This window comes from Paenibacillus sp. S-38 (assembly GCF_049942825.1).
GTDB lineage: Bacteria > Bacillota > Bacilli > Paenibacillales > NBRC-103111 > Paenibacillus_G.
In genome coordinates this window covers 8,133,090-8,153,837 of sequence record NZ_CP187970.1, presented here as the reverse complement: position 1 = coordinate 8,153,837, position 20,748 = coordinate 8,133,090, and the positions used below count along the sequence as shown (strand labels likewise).

Here is a 20,748-nt window from a genome sequence, read left to right as displayed (position 1 = left end):
ATGTCCATGGGACGCCGGGGTTTTTGCGTTCTTCCGGCTTCTGCGGTTGAGTTCCCACAAATAGGTCAATACTGATAGGGAAGTGGGACTGAACCGGAAGGGAGCAGGAAACGAATGAAATGGTTGAAGAGCCTGGTTAGACTGGGTGTCACGGCCACAGTGACCTCCGTTTGCTGTGTGGCGCTGACGTTCCTGGCGGTCAATACGTATGTCGATATGCTGCTCGACCAGTACCATATCCAGCGTCCTGCGGGACAGAAGATCGACTGGAGCGGCTTTGCAGGCCGGTTCAGCGCCCAGCTCGGCCTGGGTTCGGCGGTATCGGAGCCAAGCCCTGCGGGCGGGAAAGACCTGGCCGTAGCAGCCCAGGCGCAGCCAAGCACGGTGCCGGATGCCGAATCCGGCACCACCAGCGGCGGAGGCAGCGGTTCGGGGAGCGGAGCGGCACCGGGAGCAGGGGATCAGAGGCCGGTCGACCCATACCGAAAGCCGGATGATGCGGTAGCCGTATGGAGCCGGCAGTCATCTTCGCAGCTGCAGGGAAGTCAGGACTCCGGGCAGGAGGCTGACAAGAAGATCGTCATGTCGGGCGAGGAGTTCAATAAGCTGAAGGACGGGCTCTCGGAGAGCGACAAGTCTAAGGTGTTCGGGATGCTGTATAACCGGGTACCGCCGGAAGAGATGCAGAAGATCTCGCTGCTGCTCGAGGACGGCATCACCGCAGCCGAGCTGAAGGAACTGGAGCAGGTTCTGCAGAGGAACCTGAAGGAAGAGGAGTACAAGCAGCTGCTCGGTATGATCGAGAAGCAGGCCCAAACGCAAACGCCCTGAGGCTCTTTTGAGCTGCAGGGCGTTTTTTGTACTCGTGCATGGTAGTCTATTCACCAGAGAAGGTACATGGACAATACTTCCTGCTCCTCCACCCTCTGAGGAACCGGAGTGCCTGCGAATGGTCTAGTATTGTCCTCCAAAGAGTGCGACCGTGTCTTCCGCCTGCCGGCGCCGTGAAGATTCTACGAGAATCTGCATGAGCCAGCTCCCCCGCGTATCGGCAGCCAGATCCCCACGGCTCATGGCAAACGTACCTGGGGTCAAAGCCCCCCCTGCAGGGCCCGATTCGAACTGAAGATCGACCACGCCCTGCTTTCGGAGTGCTTCCGCCGCCTGCTCTCTATCAGCCTGGCTCCGGAAGGAGGCTGTTATATGTTCCATGGTGCCGGTATTCCCCTTTCGCGAAAATCTATCAAATGGTGTGGTAATTCACGTTTTGTTGAAAATAGTAGACTTCCTATGGTACAGTATGTAAAGAAGTTTGGTGCTATGGTTATCGTCCCTATTTTTAGGTGTTTTTATGTGCAAATCGGAAGCAGCCTGAGACCCGGGCGACCGGGATTTTTTGTTGTGCGTGGCGGATATGGAGGGGCAGGGTGCCCGCTTCTATCCAAACGATAGGTTGTTCTTTGCAAAGAACAGCGATCGGCAGTACGTGCAGAAAGCGGATCAGGAAGACAGTGCAGGGGTTCAAGGATGAACCAAGAGCCTGCGGCTGATTGTCGAGTGCGGCAAAAAACGGCTTAAAAGGAGAAGAAAATGAACGTTTTCAAGGGCATGGAACGGTTCAAGGACCTGATGAACAAGCTTAGAGGATCCGAGAAGCGCTCCGACAGCATGGAACATGCAGAAGCAGTCGCGACAGAAGGTTCCGAGGAAATGAAAGAAGCGGGGACTCCGCTTTCACATAAAGAAGAAACCGCTGCAGTACATAAAGGAAAGGTCTTCCGGACGGTATCGGCTGCAGCACTCATGGTGGCGGTGGTATGGAGCGGGCATTCGTACGTGGAGGCCGGTATGGCGGATTACTACCGCGTCTACGCCAACGGTGACGAGATCGGCATGGTGGTGGACCCGTCGCAGGTCGAAGCGTTCAAGCAGACGAAGCGGGAAGAGCTCTCGAAGACGACCGGCGAAGCTAAGATGGTCGTCGTCGAACCGAAGATCGAATTGAAGGCTGAAAAGGCTTTCAAGCCAAAGGGCGAGGAAGCGGTGGTACTGAAGGAGCTGGAGGGTTACTTCAGCAGCTATCCGGTAGGAGTGCAGCTTGTCGTCAACGGCAAACCGTCCGGCATCGTCAAAGACGAAGCGACGGCGAAGCAGGTGCTCGAACAGATCAAATCGAAGGCCGTCGCCACCGTCGCGGGCAAAAAGGAGCCGGGCAAGGTGTCCGTGCTGTCCGCTCCGGCCTCGGTCCCCGTATCGACGGAGCTGCAGAAGGCGGATTTCGTGGAGCAGGTCGAATTCCAGGAGGTCAAGATTGATCCGAAGGACCTGATGAAGCCTGAGGAGCTGCAGACGAAGCTGGAGACAGGCAACATGGCGCCTACCAAATACACCGTGCAGGAAGGGGACTGCGTCGGCTGTATCGCCAAGAAGTTCGGCATCCCGAAGCAGGTCATCTACCAGAACAATCCCGGCATTACCGACGATATGATCAAAGTCGGCCAGGTGCTCGACCTGACGGTGCTTCAGCCTGCCCTTTCCGTGCGAACGGTGGAGAAAGTTGTCGAGAGCCAGGAGATCCAGCATGAGATCGAGTACAAGCAGGACGACAGCATGCGTCTGGGGACGGTGGAAGTCATCTCTCCGGGCCAGAACGGGATGAAGAAAGTGACCTTCGAGCTTACCAAGGTCAACGGCATGCTCGAGAACGAGACGGTCGTCAGCGAAGAGATCGTGAAGCAGCCGGTGAAAGAGGTGCAGAAGAAGGGCACGAAGGTTGTCAAAGGCGAAGGAACGGGTAAATTCGCCTGGCCGGTGGCCTCCGCCAATATTACCAGCACCTTCGGGACGCGCTGGGGCGCTCTGCACAAGGGGGTCGACCTGACCGGCAACCGCAACATCATGGCCGCGGACAACGGCAAGGTCGTCTTCGCCGGCACGAAGGACGGCTATGGCAACTGCATCATTCTCGATCATCTCAACGGCTACCGTACCTTGTACGGGCATCTCAGCGAGATTGATACGGAAGTCGGCAAGATCGTGGAGAAGGGCGAGAAGATCGGCTATATGGGATCAACGGGCAATTCGACGGGGGTACATCTGCACTTCGAAGTACAGGTGAACGAAAGCCCGCAGAATCCGCTGAAGTTCCTGAACCGGTAATTGCTGCGCGGCTTAGCGGGGTTCAGACAAGACACAAGGGCGTTACCAGCCCTGTAATAGAGACATGGAAGAAGCAGGGGACTGCCGCTTCCCTGTCTCTTTTTGTGTCCGAGTATGGTAAAATAATAGAATCCCTGCCCTATGGTAGAGCAGGAAGACGAGTTAGGAAAATAGGCGGTGACGACGGAACAGTGGCCAAAATTCTGGTAGTGGACGACGAACAACCGATTGCCGATATATTAAAGTTCAATCTTGAAAAAGAGGGGCACGAGGTCATCTGCGCTTATGACGGCGGAGCGGCCGTGGACCTCGCTTACGCAGAAGAACCGGATCTGATCCTGCTCGATCTCATGCTGCCCGTGAAGGACGGCATGGACGTCTGCCGGGAGGTGCGGCAGAAGCTCAACACGCCGATCATCATGCTGACGGCCAAGGATAACGAGATCGACAAGGTGCTGGGTCTGGAGCTCGGCGCTGACGATTATGTGACGAAGCCCTTCGGCACACGGGAGCTGCTCGCCCGGGTGAAGGCGCATCTGCGGCGGCAGAGCAAGTCGCAGGCCGCACCTGCGCAGGAAGCTGAAGAAGAGCAGCGGCAGGGCATCCGCATCCTGAGCCTGTTCATCGACACCGACATGTATGTGGTCTACAAGGACGGCTCCCCGCTTGATCTGACCCACCGGGAATTCGAGCTTGTCCAGTACATGGCGAAGAACAGCGGCAAGGTGATGACCCGGGAGCATCTGCTTCAGGCCGTATGGGGGTTCGAATACTTCGGCGACGTGCGGACCGTCGATGTGACGATCCGCAGGCTTCGGGAGAAGCTCGAGGATGACCCGAGCCGGCCGGAGTACATCATCACGAGGCGGGGACTGGGCTACATGATGCGCAACCCGAAAATGAATGCCGGCAGCTTCTAAACGGGGACGGAGTGAGCGGGAGATGAAGGGCGTCCGTTTTTTTCAATCGATCCAGATGAAGCTCATTATTATCTACGTGCTCCTGATCTTAATCGCCATGCAGATGATCGGCGTGTACTTCATCAAGACGCTCGAGGATTCGCTGAAGAGCGACTTCGTGAAGAACCGCGACGATCAGGCGCTGCTGCTCGCCCAGTGGGTCGAGAGCTACATGATCGGCACGCTGGACAATAATGCGGAGAACAATAAGGAGGCGCTGGACCGGCTCAACAAGTTCGTCAACAGCCTCTTTACGATATCGAAGGGCGAGATTCAGGTGATCAGCGAGACGGGAGAGGTGCTGACGACTTCGCTGGCCTCGAACCAGGGGGTCATCGGGAGCAAGAATACGCAGACGGAGGTCACCCGGGCGCTGCAGGGGATCAAGGACAACCAGCGGATGTTCACGGACCTCGACGGGACGCGGAAGATGATCATCGCCAAGCCGATCGGCTCCGGGGTGAAGGTGCTCGGCGCCGTGTATCTCATCTCTTCGATGGATGATGTGTACAACACGCTGAACCGGATCAACCGGTTCCTGTTCTCCGGCACTCTGATCGCCCTCGCACTGACGGCGCTGCTCGGTGTCCTGCTCTCCTCGACGATCACCAATCCGATCAAGGCGCTGACCCGTCAGGCGACGGCTGTGGCGGAGGGGCGCTTCGACGAGAAGGTGCAGATCATGGGGCAGGATGAGATCGGCCAGCTCGGCAACACGTTCAACTTCATGATGGAGCGGCTGCGTGAAGCTCTCTCGCTCAATGAAGAGGAGAAGGAGCGGCTCGCTTCCATCCTCTCGAACATGAACGACGGGCTGGTTGCAACCGACGACCTCGGCCGCATCATCGTGATCAACCGGCGGGCGAAGCAGATTCTGCAGGTGAACGAAGATACGACGCTCGGCATGCCGCTCAGCGAGCTGCTGGGTTCCCAGGAGCAGATGACCCGGTCGGAAGGCATCGGGAACAAATCGACGATGATGGAGTTCTACCATGAGGGCGAGGAAGAGCCGCTGCACGTCAAGGTGACGTATACGAATATTTACAGCAAGGGCAAGGGAGCGGCCGGGACGATCGCCGTGCTGCAGGATGTGACCGGACAGGAGAAGCTCGAGCAGTCCCGGCGCGAGTTCGTGGCGAACGTCTCGCATGAGCTGCGGACGCCGCTCACGACGATCAAGAGCTATCTCGAGGCGCTCGAAGACGGAGCTCTGGAGGAGCCGCAGCTGGCGGGCAAGTTCGTCAGCGTGGCACGGGGCGAGACGGAGCGGATGATCCGGCTGGTGACGGACCTGCTGCAGCTCTCGCGGCTCGATTCGAAGCAGGCGATCATCTCCAAGGATACGGCGGATGTGACCGAGATGCTGGAGGAGACGGCCGACCGCTTCTCGTTCCAGCTGGAGCAGCGGATGATCGGCATCACGGTGGATGTGGAGCCGGAGGTGGAGGAGATTACCCTTGACCGGGACCGGATCGACCAGGTGCTCGACAACCTGATCTCCAACGCGATCAAGTATACGCCGGAGGGCGGGCATATCCGCATTCACGCGAGAAGGCTCGATACCGCTGCACTGGAGATCTCGGTGCAGGACAACGGCATAGGCATTCCGAAGAAGGACCTCAGCCGCATATTTGACCGGTTCTACCGGGTCGACAAGGCCCGTTCGCGCAGTGCGGGCGGTACGGGGCTGGGACTTTCGATTGCCCGGGAAATAGTAAAAGCGCACGGGGGAACGATTCAATTGGACTCAGAGCTGGGACAAGGGACCCGGGTCACCTTCACGCTGCCGTATCTCCATGAAGAGGAGGAGGCCCTATGATCGAGAAGCTGAAGACCGGGCTGCTTACCTTCCTCGTGCTGCTGAGCATTTTTCTGAGCTATTTGCTGGCTTACAGCTATCCGAAGTATGATCCGGTCGTGCCGGAGGAATACATCAAGACCGATACGCTCGGCAGACAGATTCCGCTGCCGGATATGCTGTTCCCTGACCAGCTGGTGCTGCATCTGGGCAATGACCGGCATACGGTGCTGTTCGCGGATCTGGAGCGGCCGCAGTACCGGGAGATCGTGAATATCGTGAACCAGCGGTACATGCAGAATTTTCACAAAACGACGCTCGGTGCTCTGGGGCTGAGCTGGGATGAAGTGAGGAGCAAGCGTCCCGGACTTGAAGTGAGATTCCGCGACGGTCTGCCGCTCGATGTGCTGCAGGAGGTTATGCAGATCAAAGGCGAGCTGCCGGCGGAGGGGGATCTCATCACGAGGATCTGGATTTTCGCCCAGGAGAACAATGAGGTGCGTACCATTCTCTTCACGGATACGGCCAGCACGCTGTATGAGGCGGAGGCCAACTTCTCGGTCAAGGATATCGAGAAGTTCGTGAAGGTGGACGATGGCTATCCCCCCTACAAATATATGCCGCAGGACTACTATCTGCCGGAGGGAAACCTGACGGTCTCGAGTCCGACGATGAGCTATACCCAGCTGACGGAAGACCAGCTGAAGCGGACCTTCTTCGTCGACCCGGCGCTGACCCGGTCTCTGACCGAGTGGGACGGCTCGGATATTTATATGGACGGCACCCGGGGGCTGCAGATGCGCGGCGAGCAGCGGTGGCTGACGTATTCCGACCCGGTCGCACCGTCGGTGGACAACAAGGAGGACCTGAAGGACAACCTGCGTTCGGCCGTCCAATTCATCAACCAGCATGGGGGATGGAACGGAACCTACGGCCTGCAGAAGGTGCCCCAGCAGCTGCTTCCAAGCAGCGGGGCCTATGTGTTCCGCCAGTATTACGATGCGTATCCCGTGATAGGCAAGCGCGGCGAGAATATCGGGTTCGTCAAGATTGTCGTCCAAAAGGGCATCGTCTCCAGCTATGAACGCTCCACGATGATGCCTGACGTGCGGAGTGCGGTCCGCAGGGATGTGATTCTCCCGGGAGGCGCAGTCCTTGAGGCGAAGCTGCAGCAGTACGGGCGGATCGCTCAGGTCTACTCGGTCTTCCCGGCGTACCGTCCGGTGATCACGGACCGGACCCTGGAGCTTGTTCCGGGATGGGCGGCGGAGCTTCGTGACGGAACGTATGAGTTTATCGAGTAGGGGCTGCCGTCAGCCCGGGCATAAGCGGTAATCCCAAGAGGGGAGGTCTTCGGCGGATGGACTGGGGCCGGGCCAAGACCATATTGATACTGTCTTTTCTGATCTTGAATATTCTGCTGGCGTTCCAGCTGATCACCAGCCGGGCGGACCTGCTCGAGTTCGAGGCGAACAACAGCGGGGTGGCGGAAGAGCTGCAGAAGCTCGTAAAGCTGAAGAACATCCAGGTGCCGGCCGACATCCCGAAGGACGTGCCGAAGCTGCGGGAGATCGTGGTGAAGATCGACGAGAGTCTGTCGGTGGAGGTGCCGAAGCCGGTCGCGGAGCCGCTGCGCTTCGATCCGCTGATCAACCGGAGCGGGTTCAAGGACATCCTGGCGAAGACCGGCATTCCCAAGACGGGAGTGTACGAGTATGATCCTGTCGGCAGCACCGGCGGGACGTATGTATTCCAGCAGATGTACGGCAGGCTGCCGATGTTCGACGTTCAGCTGAAGCTCCTCGAGCAGAACGGCATGGTGACTTCGTATACGCAGTCTTATGTCGAGGTTCAGCCGCAGGCCGAGGGAGACGAGCTCAAGGAGCAGAAGGTGATCACGGCGTACATTGCGCTGCGGCGCCTGATAGAGAATTACTTGCCGAACGGCTCGGTGATCCGCGGCGTACAGCTCGGCTATCACGAGCAGGTATCGAATTCGCAGACACGCAACATGTGGCCGTCCTGGCGGGTATCGCTCGGCAATGGACTGACCTATTATGTCCATGCGCTGAACGGGGCGGTGGAGGAACCGCTGAATCCAAAAAGCAGGCAGTAAGGGGAAATGATTCATGGGTATACGGTTTACGGTGCTGGCCAGCGGGTCGACGGGTAATGCGATGGTCGTCTCGACCGATGAGGGCAAGGTGCTCATCGACGCGGGGCTCAGCGCGAAGAAAGTGGAGGGGCTGCTCAAGGAGAAAGGCATGTCGCCGGAGGATCTGGATGCGGTGCTCGTGACACACGAGCATTCCGACCATATCAAGGGTCTCGGGGCGATCGCCCGGAAGTACGATCTGCCGGTCTATGCCAACGAGAAAACGTGGGAGGAGCTCGACCGCAGCATCGGCGAGATCGCCGAAGGCAACCGCTGCGTGATGCAGACGGGCGAGATGCGCGAGTTCGGGGACCTGCAGGTGGAGTCGTACGGCATCTCCCACGATGCGGCGGAGCCGGTGGGGTACTGCTTTTATCAAGGGGAAGAGAAGCTGAGTCTGGCGACCGACCTCGGGTACATGAGCTCCAAGGTCAAAGAAAAAATCCAGGACAGCGATGTGCTTATCCTGGAATCGAATCACGATATTGAGATGCTGCGGATGGGACGCTACCCGTGGAACATCAAACGCCGTATTCTCGGGGACATGGGGCACTTGTCCAACGAAGCGGCGGGAGAAGGCCTGGTCGATGTCATGACGACGAAGACCAAGCGCGTTTATCTCGCGCATCTCAGCCTAGACCACAACATGCTCGACTTGGCCAAGCTGACGGTGAATAACATGGTAGAAGACCGTCTGCAGCCGGACGATCACCGGGCAAAGCTCATGGGAACGTATCATAACCGGGCGACCGAGTGGGATCAGGTGGGCGAGGACTAGGGCAAGGAAGCGGCGACTTAAGTTTGTGCGGGTACGCGCCAGCTTAGGGTGCGGTGGTGCTGTAGGCCGGACTGCTTGTCTGCATTGCGTCTTGGCTGCTGTCAGGCTTCCGCTGCCGCCGGAGGAATCTCCAGCGAGTCCAGGTCGTGCTGGGTGCGCGCCAGGTTCGGCTCGGCCGGGGTGTCGATGACTTCGAGCCCCTGGGCTTTGGCGGCCAGCTCCGCGACCGTGAGAAGGCCCTTATCGGCCAGCAGCTCGATCAAGGCGCTGAGCACCAGGGTCTGGCGGTAATGTTCTTCTTTCAGGTCGGCGATCTTGCCGATCCACTCGATCTCGTCGAGGTGGCTGTGTACGCGGTTATTGCTCGTGGTCATGAGTCCTCATCCTTTCGCTCGGGGGATTCTTCTTCATGTTCTTAGTCTAGTCTAGCAGGAGGAGAATCATTCCTCTTTTCTCTAATTGTTTGTACTGCTAGGGTTACGGTACAATGGGTATACAAGGTATGGAACCGGATGGACGCGGTGGGAGCGGCGAACAGACCGGCCTAAGGGGGCGGCGGAGTGAGTTTGTTCGATGATGATGATTTCTATACGGCGAAGGTATCGCTGCCGGTCCGGGATGCTTGGCGGGCACCCAAGCGCCGGCGCGGATGGAAGCTGCCGAAGGTTCTTCCCGTCTGGGCGCTGCCGGCGGCGGGGGCAGCCGTGGTCTTCACCGCCCTGATCCTCGCCTACAGCGTCAAGGAAGCCGACGAGAGCGCGTTTGCCGGTGCCGAAGCGGTTGCCGCGATGGCTCCGACGGCGGCTCAGGGGGTCAGCGAAGACCGCCTCCGCAGCGATACGGTGGTTGGGGCCACAGCGAAGGTCGCACCGACGGTGGTCAGTATCGTCGGGTCGAATCTGGACGGCGGCGGGGAAGGCGAAGCCAAAAGCGGGGCGATGGGACTCGGCTCCGGCGTCATCTTCGACCGCTCCGGTGACAAGGTGCGGATTGTGACGAACAACCACGTCGTGGAAGGCTTCTCGCAGCTCGATGTCGTGTCGATCTCCGGCGAGAAGCGGCCTGCGACACTGCTCGGGCGCGACCAGATCACCGATCTCGCGGTCCTGGAGATGGACGGAGCCGGAATCAAGCAGCTTGCCGAGTTCGGCGACTCGGATGCGCTTCAGCCCGGGGAGACGGCGATTGCTGTCGGCAACCCGCTGGGTCTTGGCTATGCGCCGACGGTGACGCAGGGCATCATCTCGTGGCCGAAGCGGACGATTCCCGTGACGCTCGGGCAGGAAGGGGACTTCGACTGGGAGATGGACGTCATCCAGACGGATGCGGCCATTAACCAGGGGAACAGCGGCGGCGCGCTCGTGAACCTCGAGGGCAAGGTCGTCGGGATCAACACCATGAAGGTGGCCGACATGGGTGTGGAGGGACTGGGCTTCGCGATTCCGATCAACCAGGCCAAGGGCGTCATCGACACCCTCATCAAGGAGCAGAAGGTGAAGCGGCCCTACATGGGCGTGGTTACGCAGGACTTGCAGGCCTATAAGGGCACGGAAGGGCTGGAGCTGCCTTCGGACGTGAAGAAGGGCGTGCTGGTGCTCGACGTTGTGGGACCGGCGAAGGATGCGGGGCTGAAGAGCAGCGACGTGATCGTCGAGCTGGACGGCAAGCCGGTCGACAGCACCCTGGCGCTGCGCAAGTATATCTACAGCCAGAAGCGGGTCGGAGAGAAGCTGCAGGTGACCTATTACCGGGGAGCCAAGAAGAACTACGCACAGCTCGAGCTGGAGGAGCTGAAGGACCGGTAAAGGATTGCCGTCGGTCGCTTCGGTATGTGAGGGTCAGGGATGTGCTGCTGTCACCGCGAGTGAGTAATGGCGTAGGTGAGTGAGGCGCGTAAGGTTCAAACTGGCGGTTGTGAGATGTCCCCTTTTGGGGTACACTAAGAACATAAGGTTTGCAGCCTGCCTATGCGCAGCACAAGAGAGAAAAAAGGGGTTTCGGTTATGCACGTGGTTTGCAAAGAGCACTTGGAACTGGCTATCGACATGTTCGTTGACGAGTACGAAGACGCGCCGGATATCGTGGATCTGGACGAAGTGGAGTTCAAGGCATGGGAGGCACCCTCCCACTGCGAGCGGTGCGCCGGTCCGGGACGCTTCCTGGTGGTCTGACGTTACAACCATATAGCACACAACAATGGAAGAGGGCTGGCCTGGGGCGGCCTTCTTTTTGCTTATATAGAGAATGAAAAGGGGTTACTGCGCGATGAACATCCAAATGATAACGGTCGGCAAGCTGAAGGAAAAGTACCTGGTCGAGGGGATTGCGGAGTATACGAAGCGGCTCGGCCCTTATGCCAAAGTCTCGATCGTCGAGGTGCCCGACGAGAAGACGCCGGAGACCCTCAGCGCCGCGGAAGAGGCGCAGGTGAAGCAGCGCGAGGGTGAGCGGATCCTCGCGAAGGTGAACGAGGGCGCGTTCGTCATCGCCCTCGCAATCGACGGCAAGCCGCTCTCGAGCGAGGATCTCGCGCGGCAGCTGCAGGACCTGGCCACGTACGGGCGCAGCTCCGTGGCGTTCATCATCGGCGGCTCGCTCGGCCTCGCCCCCGAGGTGCTGGCGCGCGCCGATCTCAAGCTCTCGTTCGGGCGCATGACGCTGCCCCACCAGCTCATGCGGCTCGTGCTGGTGGAGCAGGTGTATAGGGCGTTTCGGATTATGCGGGGGGAACCGTATCACAAATGATGCGAATTTTTGCAGAAGAAAGCTGCAAATCCACGTTACAACTATATGCGAGTTACATTCTTATACGGACGTTTCATGGCGACACGACCAGCATGTCGGTGTACGTGGCCAACCCCCGGGCCGAGCACAGTGTTTTTCCGCATTGTCGAAGGCTTCAGCCCTAGAGCTGAAATTGGTACAAGTGCTGTGCCTGGTTGCGATAGATCCTTTTAGGGGCATGCTTCATTAGTCGATTTCTGAAACTAGTGAATAGGAAGCTTTCAGATTGCGCCATTTTTCCGATCTTCCAGGATTGTCTTGATATTTGTTCGATTCTCTCTCGGCGTCTGGCATCGTAATCTGCGAATGCTCCCTGATAATTGCTCTGTATGCGAAGGCATTCGGCCAGAATACGCGCATCCTCCATCGCTTGGCAGGCGCCCTGTCCCATATTAGGGGTAATAGCATGAGCAGCATCGCCGATAAAAACAACCCGATCGGAGTAGAAGTGTTCCCTAGGTGCTATATCCACGATATCGCGATGGATCATGTCCTGGGATGACGTTTTCAACAACAGACTTGGTATGGGATCATGATAGTTCTGGAACAGGCGATGCAGGTCCTTCGTAGAATAATTCGCAATACGGGGATCACTTTGGCGGGCATTGATTAGCGCATACCAATACAATTTGTTATTTGGCAGCGGGACGATACCGAAACGGCCCTTCGTTCCCCACGTCTCGATAAACCGATGAGATAAGCCTGGAAGACCGTCAACGGAAACAACACCGCGCCAGCAGGTATAGCCGGCATAGCGATAGATATTTTTTCGAAAAATTTGTTTGCGAATGTTGGAGTGGATTCCATCCGCAGCGACGACCAAGTCGCCCACCGCTTGACTGCCGTCACTGAACGCAACCCGCACGTGGTCATCCTTTTGCTCAAGCTGCAAAAATGATCTCCCCCATTCTACCGTGTCGGGAGGGAGCGCAGATAAAAGAATATGATGGAGGTCCTTGCGATGGATGGAATGTAAGCTGCCATATCCGGAAGGAACTGCAAGTTGAGTGATGGGTCGGCCTCGATCCGATAATACATGGAAGCCGTCGCTTGGATACCCTTGACGAATGATCTCGTCGGAAATGCGGTATGGCTTTAGCGCCTGCAAAGCATTCGGGGCGATAATGATACCCGCCCCAGCAACCGTTGGCTCGGTACTTCTTTCGTACACTTTTACCTTCATCCCTATTTGCTGCAAGGTGATCGCGGCGCATAGACCAGCGATTCCGCCACCTATGATCAGGACTATCTGTGACATAACTTATCTCCGCCTCCTAGATACGATCAATACCTTCCCAGACGACATCCAATTGTTTTCTGAATGATTCGCTTATGGCTGCATGTTGGACTTCCAGCAGTGTCCATGACAGGATCGTATGGAAATAGACGCCGACAATCGTTGTGGCGATGACATCCGTTTCCCAGCGGCTGTGCAGTTTACCGTTTTGTTTTGCACGGTCGATCAGGGATGCCAGATGCAGATGCAATTGTTGAACGCTTTTTGATTCTTTTCCGGCTAGGGAAACGGATTTCATGATTTCCATTGTAGCCAGTTTCATGAGTTCGCTGTGTGATGAAAAGTGAAGAAGCAGATCGTCCAACACGTGCATAATTTGTTCTTTGGGATGGTCGATATTCCGATGCTTCTCTATGCTCTGCTGCAGCAAATCGATCTGGGATTCTCCAAGATAAAGCAGGATGTCTTCTTTCTTCGCGAAATAATTAAAAAAAGTTCCCTTCCCAATGCCGCACTTAGCTGTAATCTCCTGAACCGTGACCTGCTCGAACCCCTTTTCGTGAAAAAGCTGAAGAGCTTGTAAAAAAATTTGTTCCTTTAGTTCTCTCTTACGCGATTCTCTCAGCATCATCTTGCCTTCCACCTCCAATAATGACCGAGGTCATTCAATGACTATGGTCATAGTAATATTGTTTTTGCTGCTTGTCAAACGGGCAACTTGCCGGTTATCAATATGTCGCAGGAACCTTTGAGGAAAAGCAGGGGGTAAACAATGAAAGAAAAGGCATTTACAGTAAAGCGATAGGGAAGTAAAATGAGGCGGTGGGTAAATAACCCAATTGGGGGGCAGGGACTGACACTACATATTATTGAATTATCTAAAGTAAACCACTCTATGTCATGAGTGGCTCTTTGTCTATGTATTTTGTTATTTGGCGGAAATTCTCGCATGAGTGCCTGATCCATCTTACAAGTGAAGCTGCTGCGGCGGTTAAGAAAGGAGCGACCTATGTACCGAATTGCCATCTGTGACGACGAGGAGCAGCAGAGGAAGCGAGTAAGGCAGATGCTGCTCGCTTTATCGATGAAGACTGGGATTGATTTTGAAGTTGAGGAGTTTGAGTCCGGCGAGCAATTCATTGCGCATTATGTGGACCGGGAGGCTTCATTCCATATTCTTATCCTTGATATTGAAATGAAGGGATGGAACGGGATTCAGACGGCTCGGAAGCTGAGGGAAATGAAGCGGCATCACGAGCAGATTGTATTCCTGACGAGTTATGCCGAGTATATGCTGGAAAGCTTCGATGTCGTTACCTTTCAGTACTTGCTCAAGCCGATCGAAACCGAGGTATTCGAGGCGAGGATGTTGAAGCTCTGCCGATACCTGGAGGAACGCGAACAGGAAATCCTGATTATTAAATCGGCGTATGAAGACATTGTACTCTTGCAGGAGGATATCATCGCGATCGAGGCAGTTAAAAGTCTAACGGTGAAGGGTAGGCTGAGAATCACGACAGTACATGCCGTATATGACAGTAAGGGTTTGATTTCAAGTTACGCATCGGTACTGAAGGACAGCAAATTCCTGCAGATTCATCGCTCCATTCTAATTAATCTGCACCGCGTTCATAAATTTTCCGGCAGCAAAGTGGTTATGTCCAATGGAATGGAATTACCAATCGGGCGGTCCAAAATCAAGGAAGTGAAAGATACCTGCACGAAATATATGATTATGAGGGCGGAATAAAGCAATGGATGTTACGCTGTTGATGCTAAACGCGAGTGTCGCGGTGGTCATGGTTTTGCAAGCGGATTTCTATTTCAACTCCGTCTTTGGCAAGGAAAACAGTAAGCCCGCGAAATGGATGTATATCATCGGGTTCATTATTTTAGATGTATTGTATTTGACGGTATCCCTTTCAGAAATGATGTCTTCGCTGCTTGCACTGGCCTTTATATTCTGCCTATCGCTTGGCTATCAAACGGAACTCAAACTGCAAATCATGTTCTCCTTGCTGTACACGGTGCTGTTTACGCTCATCAATTCTATATGTATCTCCTTAATCGACCCCTCGATGTTTTTAGAGGAAAATAGCACGGCATTGAGAAGGAACGGGCAGCTGGTCCTTTTGCTTAGCTGTATCCTCATGATTGCCGTTGTTTATATCATCCGTTTTTTGGCCAAGCACAGAAAATATACGTTGAACCTCCGTTATTTCCTGCTGTTTATCAGCGTACCGGTTATCAGCACCTATCAGGTAAACGTGCTGTCTATCTATAGCGAGAAAAATTTACATTTTTTCCTTTCGATCCTCGGCCTCATCGTTTTAAACATCCTTGTCGTCTATGTTCTCGATACAGTGATCGCCAAATTCCAGCTATTGAATGAAAATAATCAGCTTCAGAAGCAGATGGATTACCAGAATGCCAATTACGAAAAAACAGTGCACAGCTTCAAAAAAGTCAAAAGTATGATCCACGACACGAATCAGCAGTTTCTGTATGTGGCGGAATGCATCGAACGGGGGAGAACGGCCGAAGCTAGCGAGCATATTCGCGTTACGCTGAACAAGATTGAAGCTGCCTACCACAGGGTGAACACCGGCAATCTGGTGATCGACGCTCTGGTGACAAACGCACTGAACATCGGCCAGGCTAACGGAATCCGAATCGATACGGAGCTTCATATGCTGGATCATGAGGCTGCTATTGAGCGCTATGACCTTTGCGTGGCACTCGGAAATATGCTGGATAATGCCATCGAGGCTTCAAAAAGAGTGGATATATCCGAGGATCGGCACATCCGTATTTATATCCGTTCAAGCGAGTCTGCGCTCTACATTCGCGTTTGCAATTATGTAGACAAGGAAGTAACCGATTTACGCAGTCGAAAGGCGATCCCGGAACATCATGGTTATGGGCTTACTAACATTAAGCGAATCTGTGAGAAATACGGTGGACACATGACGATTGAAACCGGATCGCATATGTTTGATAATATGGTCTTTCTCCCTTTTCAAGCCAAAGAATCCCCGGCGTAGTGCAGTTCGGGGATTCTTTTTTTCGTTTCAGGGCACATTACCGATTTCTTCGCCCTCCATCTGTATAATCTGGATTGAAAAGATCCGAAACGGAGGGAGGGAGATATGAGCAAGCTGCTTCGGTGATGTGGGCCTTGCTGCTACTAGTGCCGCCGATGGCGGATAGAGAAGCGTCCGCAAGCAGCGGCGAAGCGGGAGCTTGGACCAAAACGAAAGCGCAAGAGATGGCAGAGACGCTGATCGAGGGATACGGTATTTTAACAACTTTAATTTTTACAATATTTACATAAGAAGGCAGCATTATGTGACGAAAAATGGAGGAACGTACAATGGCAAAGGTTACAGTTGGACAGGAAAATGGAAATTCGATCGAGCTTCATTACGAGGACGTAGGGACGGGCAAACCGGTGGTGCTGATTCACGGCTGGCCGCTCAGCGGAAGGTCTTGGGAGAAGCAAGTGCCTGCTCTGGTAGGTGCCGGATACCGTGTCATTACATACGACCGCCGGGGCTTTGGCCAATCATCCCAACCATGGAGCGGTTACGACTACGATACGTTCGCGGCGGACTTACATCAGTTGATTCTGCACCTGGATCTTCGCGATGTGACGCTGGTAGGGTTCTCGATGGGCGGAGGGGAAGTATCGCGTTATATCGGCACCTATGGTACGGAGAGGGTATCGAAAGCGGTTCTGGCCGGAGCCATCCCTCCGTACTTGTACAAAGCTGCAGATAACCCGGACGGCGGATTCGACGATGCAACAATCCAAGGATTCTTAGACGGGGTGAAGGCGGATCGGCTTGCGTTCATGGATGGGTTCACAACTAATTTCTTCGCCTCCGGGGATAGAACCGACTTGGTCAGCGAAGCGTTCCGGCTGTACAATCGCGATATTGCGGCCTTCGCATCGCCCAAAGGAACCCTGGATTGCATCAAGGCATTTAGCTATACGGACTTCCGCGGGGATCTGGAGAAATTTAACGTACCTACGCTCATCCTCCATGGCGATGCCGATGCGATTGTGCCGGTAGAAATCAGTGGACAGAGGGCGCACGAGCGGATCACCGGCAGCCGGCTCGTCGTTATTAAAGGCGGACCGCACGGATTCAACGCTACTCATGCTGAGGAATTCAATAGTGCCTTGCTGCAATTCTTGAATGGCTAGCAGGTCTGAAGGAACCGCACTGCTCAGGAGCGCGGTTTCGAAGCCGTAAGGGGATTGACGGCAACGGAAGAATGTCCAAAAAGGGAAGGGAAAGCCGATGACGATCGACACGTTTCTCAACAAACACATCGCAGATTGGAATGTCTTGCACATGAAGCTGCGCCATTACCATTGGAATGTCACGGGGGAGCAGTTCTTCACGCTGCATACGAAATTTGAGGAATTGTATAACGAAGCGGCCGTCCACGTCGATGAACTGGCGGAACGATTGCTTGCTCTGGGAAGTAGACCTGTCTCTACCATGACCGGTTATCTCGAGTTGGCTTCCGTTCGAGAAGCCGCGGGAAACGAGTCAGCGGCGGAAATGGTGCAGGCTGTTGCAGAGGATTATACACGGATGATCGCGGAGTTGAAACAAGGGATGGAGACTGCAGTATCGGCGGGGGACGAGACTACCGGGGATCTGCTGTTGGGCATTCGTACGAGCCTGGATAAACAGGTGTGGATGATGAACGCCTTCTTGGGCAAGGACTCGTTAGCATAGCTTTTTATATCATAAGGGAAAACCACTCCAGTCATAGCGGAGTGGTTTTTGATGTGCCTGATATCTTTTGTATAAATCAGGATGGTGGATAGGGGTATAGCACTACTCCTCTTCTAGAGTATAATACTAGTATGGACGCTTGACATCGACGGCGACTTGAAGAAGGAGAGCTTATGACATTCCAACAATTGCAGTTAATTCCCCCTATTATTAAAGCGTTAGCCAAGGAAAATTATACGCAGCCTACGCCGATCCAGGAGCAGGCGATCCCGCCGGTGCTGGCAGGCCGTGACTTGTTCGGCTGTGCCCAGACGGGGACCGGCAAGACAGCAGCGTTCCTGCTGCCGATTATTCAGCTGCTCAGCACACAGCAGGGCCGCCCGAACGGCAAGCGGCTCATTCGTTCGCTGATCCTGACGCCTACGCGTGAGTTGGCCATTCAAATTTCCGACAACGCCAAAGCTTACGGAGGTTTCACGAATCTGCGCTGCGGCGTGATCGTGGGCGGGGTCTCGCAGAAGCCTCAGGAGCAGCTGCTGGAGCAAGGCATGGACATTCTGATTGCGACACCGGGCCGGCTGATCGACCTGATGAACCAAGGGTTCGTCGACCTGCGTCACGTGCAGATCCTGGTGTTGGACGAAGCCGATCGGATGCTCGACATGGGATTCATTCATGATATGAAGCGAATCATTGCCAAGCTGCCTGTTAAGCGGCAGACGTTATTCTTCTCTGCGACGATGCCGCCCGAGATTACGTCCTTGGTGGACTCTTTGCTGAAGAACCCGGTGAAGATTGAGATTACACCGGTTTCCTCAACGGCGGAGAGGATTAAACAGATGGTCTATTATGTGGACAAGCCGAATAAACTGCAGCTTCTGATCGATCTGCTGCAGGACAAGTCGATCGCAAACGCGCTCGTGTTCACCCGCACGAAGCACGGAGCGGACCGGGTTGTGCGCGGCTTGACGAAAGCGAAGATTACTGCGCAGGCCATTCATGGCGACAAGTCGCAGAATGCCCGCCAAGCGGCGCTGAATAACTTCAAGACCGGTGCAACCCGCTTGCTGGTGGCGACGGACATTGCGGCACGGGGCATTGATATTGAGGAGCTGTCGCACGTGATTAACTACAACTTGCCGAATATACCGGAGACGTATGTACACCGGATCGGCCGTACCGGACGTGCGGGCTTAAGCGGGATTGCGATTTCGTTCTGCGAGTACGAGGAGATTCCCTATCTGAAGGATATCGAGAAGCTGACGAAGCAGAGAATCCCGGTGATTACCGATCATCCTTACCCGATGACGATGACCGAGCCGGCACCGGCGGCGATCGGGGCGGGCAGAGCCAACAGTGCGCCATCCAAGGACGGCGCTCGCGGACGCAGCGGCGAAGGTGGCGGCCGCCGCCGCAGGCGCCGGCCAAATGCCGGAAAGTGAGCCGGACAAAGACGAGCCATAAAATTAGACGGTAGAGCACTCTCTACAGTCCGGGGCACCCGAAAAGGGTGCTCTTTCTTTTACCATGAAAGCTCCTGACATAAGGTTGTCAGGAGCTTTTTCGTATAGTGCAGATATACCAGTCAAGATCAAGAAAGAAGGGACTTAAACGATGACAATGGAAGCATTGAACGGAGAAAGCCGCTGCTGGATTGGAGTTGTATCGGCTTCCCATGTACAGCGGGGGGTACAGGGCGGATTCGCCCAGCTGTGCCATGGCAAGGCAGCCCCGCTGCGGCGGATGCGTGCCGGCGATTGGCTCATCTACTACTCTCCACGGACGGACATGGCGAAGGGAGAATCACTGCAGGCCTTTACGGCGATTGGTCAGGTTCTGGATGATCACGTCTACGAATACCGGATGTCGGAATCGTTTGTGCCCTTCCGCCGGAATATCCAATATGCCCCCTGCAGAGAAGTGAAGATCTCCGGTCTGCTCGATGAACTCAGCTTCACCCAAGGGAAGCGAAACTGGGGGTATACGTTCCGCTACGGCCATTTCGAGATCGGGCGCGAAGACTTTATTAAGATTGCCGGCGCTATGCTGGGAGATGCGGCGGACGGGATAATCCTGTAAAATCATTCCTGGGGGCTTACTTTCGTGCATACTGAGAGAGAACCAGGAGAGAACACATGAAAATCGACCGCTTGTTAGCGATAACGGTTCTGCTGCTAAACCGCGAACGCATGAGTGCCAAAGAGCTGGCGGACCGGTTTGAAGTATCTACGAAGACCATCTATCGGGACATAGACACCTTAAGCCAATCGGGTATTCCCATTGCTGCACACCAGGGGGTATCGGGCGGGTTTGAGATCATGGAGCATTACACGATCAACCGCCAATTCCTGTCGCTGAAAGAAATAGCGGCTCTGATCGCCGCAGTCCGGGGGGTTACCTCCGCGGTAGACGACGGAATGCTCGATCATCTGCTCGAGAAAGTGAAGACCCTGCTTCGCAAATCGGATCGGGTGGATGGGAACTCCAGGGGGACGGGGATGATTTTTGATTTCAACCCCTGGGGCCAGAGTGCCGCCGCGCGAGATAAAATTAACAAGCTGCGGCAGGCTATTGAGAAATCCCACCGGGTGAGCATTCAATATTCCAATAGGGACGGGTCAGAGAGTGAGAGAGTGATCGAGCCGTACCATCTGATATTGAAAGGGTACTTGTGGTACCTCCAAGCGTACTGCACATGGAAAAAGGACTTCCGGGTATTCCGGCTCTCCCGGATCCAGGGACTGCAGCTCATGGCGGAATCTTTCGCACCTCGTGAGGCTCCGGCGATAGACCGCTATGCGTGGGATGCGGAGTGGTACAAAGAGAAGGAGCAGGAGATGATCCTTACTTTTCATCCGAAGGTCCGCTACAGGGTGGAAGATACGTATCCTCCGGCCCTCATCTCTATTCTTGAGGATGGTTCGGTACAGGTGAAGGGGAAGTTCATCGTCGATGAGTGGCTCTATGGCAATCTGCTAAGCTACGGCGATGGGGTCAAGGTAGAGCAGCCGGTTCATGCAGCACTGGAGATCAGGCGCAGGGCCCAAAACATTCTGGAGCGGTACGCGAACCTGGACATATAGTTGTCCAGGTTTTCCCTGTATCATTAGAATCAAATACAGGG

The 20,748-nt window shown here is 55.2% G+C and carries 22 protein-coding genes; 18 read left to right on the top strand and 4 right to left on the bottom strand.

Annotation, left to right across the window (positions count from 1 at the left end; genetic code table 11):
• The first annotated feature begins 114 nt into the window (after positions 1-114).
• Complete coding sequence (locus ACP26L_RS35745; RefSeq protein WP_426450374.1) at positions 115-831, top strand: hypothetical protein; 717 nt, start codon at positions 115-117, stop codon at positions 829-831.
• A gap of 123 nt (positions 832-954) precedes the next feature.
• Here ACP26L_RS35745 and ACP26L_RS35740 read toward each other — a convergent pair whose 3' ends face one another.
• Positions 955-1,212 carry a hypothetical protein gene (locus tag ACP26L_RS35740; RefSeq protein WP_426450372.1) on the bottom strand — a complete coding sequence of 86 codons (258 nt, stop codon included), beginning with the start codon at positions 1,210-1,212 and terminating at the stop codon, positions 955-957.
• A gap of 378 nt (positions 1,213-1,590) precedes the next feature.
• Between ACP26L_RS35740 and ACP26L_RS35735 the strand changes: the two genes are divergently transcribed.
• The 6 genes from ACP26L_RS35735 to ACP26L_RS35710 all read left to right on the top strand — a co-directional run bounded on the left by ACP26L_RS35735 (position 1,591) and on the right by ACP26L_RS35710 (position 8,849).
• Complete coding sequence (locus tag ACP26L_RS35735; RefSeq protein WP_426450371.1) at positions 1,591-3,159, top strand: peptidoglycan DD-metalloendopeptidase family protein; 1,569 nt, start codon at positions 1,591-1,593, stop codon at positions 3,157-3,159.
• A 191-nt stretch (positions 3,160-3,350) separates the two neighbouring features.
• A complete protein-coding gene (yycF, locus tag ACP26L_RS35730; protein WP_426450370.1) occupies positions 3,351-4,079 on the top strand; it encodes a response regulator YycF in 729 nt (242 codons plus the stop codon).
• A 22-nt stretch (positions 4,080-4,101) separates the two neighbouring features.
• Entirely contained in the window at positions 4,102-5,937 is a 1,836-nt protein-coding gene (gene walK / locus ACP26L_RS35725) for a cell wall metabolism sensor histidine kinase WalK (protein ID WP_426450368.1), read from the top strand.
• On the top strand, positions 5,934-7,220 hold the full coding sequence (locus tag ACP26L_RS35720) for a YycH family regulatory protein (protein ID WP_426450366.1): 1,287 nt from the start codon (positions 5,934-5,936) through the stop codon (positions 7,218-7,220). Before walK ends, ACP26L_RS35720 begins: the two co-directional genes overlap by 4 nt.
• 56 nt (positions 7,221-7,276) lie before the next feature.
• Complete coding sequence (yycI, locus tag ACP26L_RS35715) at positions 7,277-8,032, top strand: two-component system regulatory protein YycI (protein WP_426450365.1); 756 nt, start codon at positions 7,277-7,279, stop codon at positions 8,030-8,032.
• Positions 8,033-8,045: 13 nt separating this feature from the next.
• Positions 8,046-8,849: an MBL fold metallo-hydrolase gene (locus ACP26L_RS35710; RefSeq protein ID WP_426450363.1), complete on the top strand. Its 804-nt coding sequence runs from the start codon at positions 8,046-8,048 to the stop codon at positions 8,847-8,849.
• A 101-nt stretch (positions 8,850-8,950) separates the two neighbouring features.
• Here the strand turns inward: ACP26L_RS35710 and ACP26L_RS35705 are convergent, their stop codons facing one another.
• Positions 8,951-9,223, bottom strand: coding sequence for a hypothetical protein (locus tag ACP26L_RS35705; protein WP_426450362.1), 273 nt, complete (start codon positions 9,221-9,223; stop codon positions 8,951-8,953).
• 192 nt (positions 9,224-9,415) lie between these two features.
• Here ACP26L_RS35705 and ACP26L_RS35700 point away from each other — a divergent pair, with 192 nt between their 5' ends.
• From ACP26L_RS35700 to rlmH, 3 genes are all read left to right on the top strand, one after another.
• Positions 9,416-10,654: a S1C family serine protease gene (locus ACP26L_RS35700; protein ID WP_426455236.1), complete on the top strand. Its 1,239-nt coding sequence runs from the start codon at positions 9,416-9,418 to the stop codon at positions 10,652-10,654.
• Positions 10,655-10,852: 198 nt separating this feature from the next.
• Positions 10,853-11,020 (top strand): CxxH/CxxC protein, encoded by a 168-nt coding sequence (locus ACP26L_RS35695; RefSeq protein WP_269870161.1) that lies wholly within the window; start codon positions 10,853-10,855, stop codon positions 11,018-11,020.
• 94 nt (positions 11,021-11,114) lie between these two features.
• The gene (gene rlmH, locus ACP26L_RS35690) at positions 11,115-11,594 is read left to right on the top strand and encodes a 23S rRNA (pseudouridine(1915)-N(3))-methyltransferase RlmH (RefSeq protein ID WP_426450361.1); all 480 of its coding nucleotides are present in this window, start codon (positions 11,115-11,117) and stop codon (positions 11,592-11,594) included.
• A 160-nt stretch (positions 11,595-11,754) separates the two neighbouring features.
• On the opposite strand, the gene ACP26L_RS35685 is transcribed toward rlmH, so the two are convergent.
• Both ACP26L_RS35685 and ACP26L_RS35680 read right to left on the bottom strand, forming a co-directional pair.
• The gene (locus ACP26L_RS35685) at positions 11,755-12,891 is read right to left on the bottom strand and encodes an FAD-dependent monooxygenase (protein ID WP_426450359.1); all 1,137 of its coding nucleotides are present in this window, start codon (positions 12,889-12,891) and stop codon (positions 11,755-11,757) included.
• A 16-nt stretch (positions 12,892-12,907) separates the two neighbouring features.
• Positions 12,908-13,498, bottom strand: coding sequence for a TetR/AcrR family transcriptional regulator (locus tag ACP26L_RS35680; protein ID WP_426455234.1), 591 nt, complete (start codon positions 13,496-13,498; stop codon positions 12,908-12,910).
• A 381-nt stretch (positions 13,499-13,879) separates the two neighbouring features.
• Between ACP26L_RS35680 and ACP26L_RS35675 the strand changes: the two genes are divergently transcribed.
• From ACP26L_RS35675 to ACP26L_RS35640, 8 genes are all read left to right on the top strand, one after another.
• A complete protein-coding gene (locus tag ACP26L_RS35675; RefSeq protein ID WP_426455232.1) occupies positions 13,880-14,620 on the top strand; it encodes a LytR/AlgR family response regulator transcription factor in 741 nt (246 codons plus the stop codon).
• A 4-nt stretch (positions 14,621-14,624) separates the two neighbouring features.
• Positions 14,625-15,914 (top strand): GHKL domain-containing protein, encoded by a 1,290-nt coding sequence (locus ACP26L_RS35670; RefSeq protein ID WP_426450357.1) that lies wholly within the window; start codon positions 14,625-14,627, stop codon positions 15,912-15,914.
• A gap of 125 nt (positions 15,915-16,039) precedes the next feature.
• Complete coding sequence (locus ACP26L_RS35665) at positions 16,040-16,204, top strand: hypothetical protein (RefSeq protein ID WP_426450356.1); 165 nt, start codon at positions 16,040-16,042, stop codon at positions 16,202-16,204.
• A gap of 39 nt (positions 16,205-16,243) precedes the next feature.
• Positions 16,244-17,080: an alpha/beta fold hydrolase gene (locus ACP26L_RS35660; protein ID WP_426450354.1), complete on the top strand. Its 837-nt coding sequence runs from the start codon at positions 16,244-16,246 to the stop codon at positions 17,078-17,080.
• Positions 17,081-17,177: 97 nt separating this feature from the next.
• Positions 17,178-17,624, top strand: coding sequence for a Dps family protein (locus ACP26L_RS35655; protein ID WP_426450352.1), 447 nt, complete (start codon positions 17,178-17,180; stop codon positions 17,622-17,624).
• Between the two features lie 173 nt (positions 17,625-17,797).
• A complete protein-coding gene (locus ACP26L_RS35650) occupies positions 17,798-19,066 on the top strand; it encodes a DEAD/DEAH box helicase (protein WP_426450350.1) in 1,269 nt (422 codons plus the stop codon).
• Positions 19,067-19,238: 172 nt separating this feature from the next.
• Positions 19,239-19,703: an EVE domain-containing protein gene (locus ACP26L_RS35645; RefSeq protein WP_426450348.1), complete on the top strand. Its 465-nt coding sequence runs from the start codon at positions 19,239-19,241 to the stop codon at positions 19,701-19,703.
• Positions 19,704-19,759: 56 nt separating this feature from the next.
• The gene (locus ACP26L_RS35640) at positions 19,760-20,707 is read left to right on the top strand and encodes a helix-turn-helix transcriptional regulator (RefSeq protein ID WP_426450346.1); all 948 of its coding nucleotides are present in this window, start codon (positions 19,760-19,762) and stop codon (positions 20,705-20,707) included.
• The last annotated feature ends 41 nt before the right edge of the window (positions 20,708-20,748 follow it).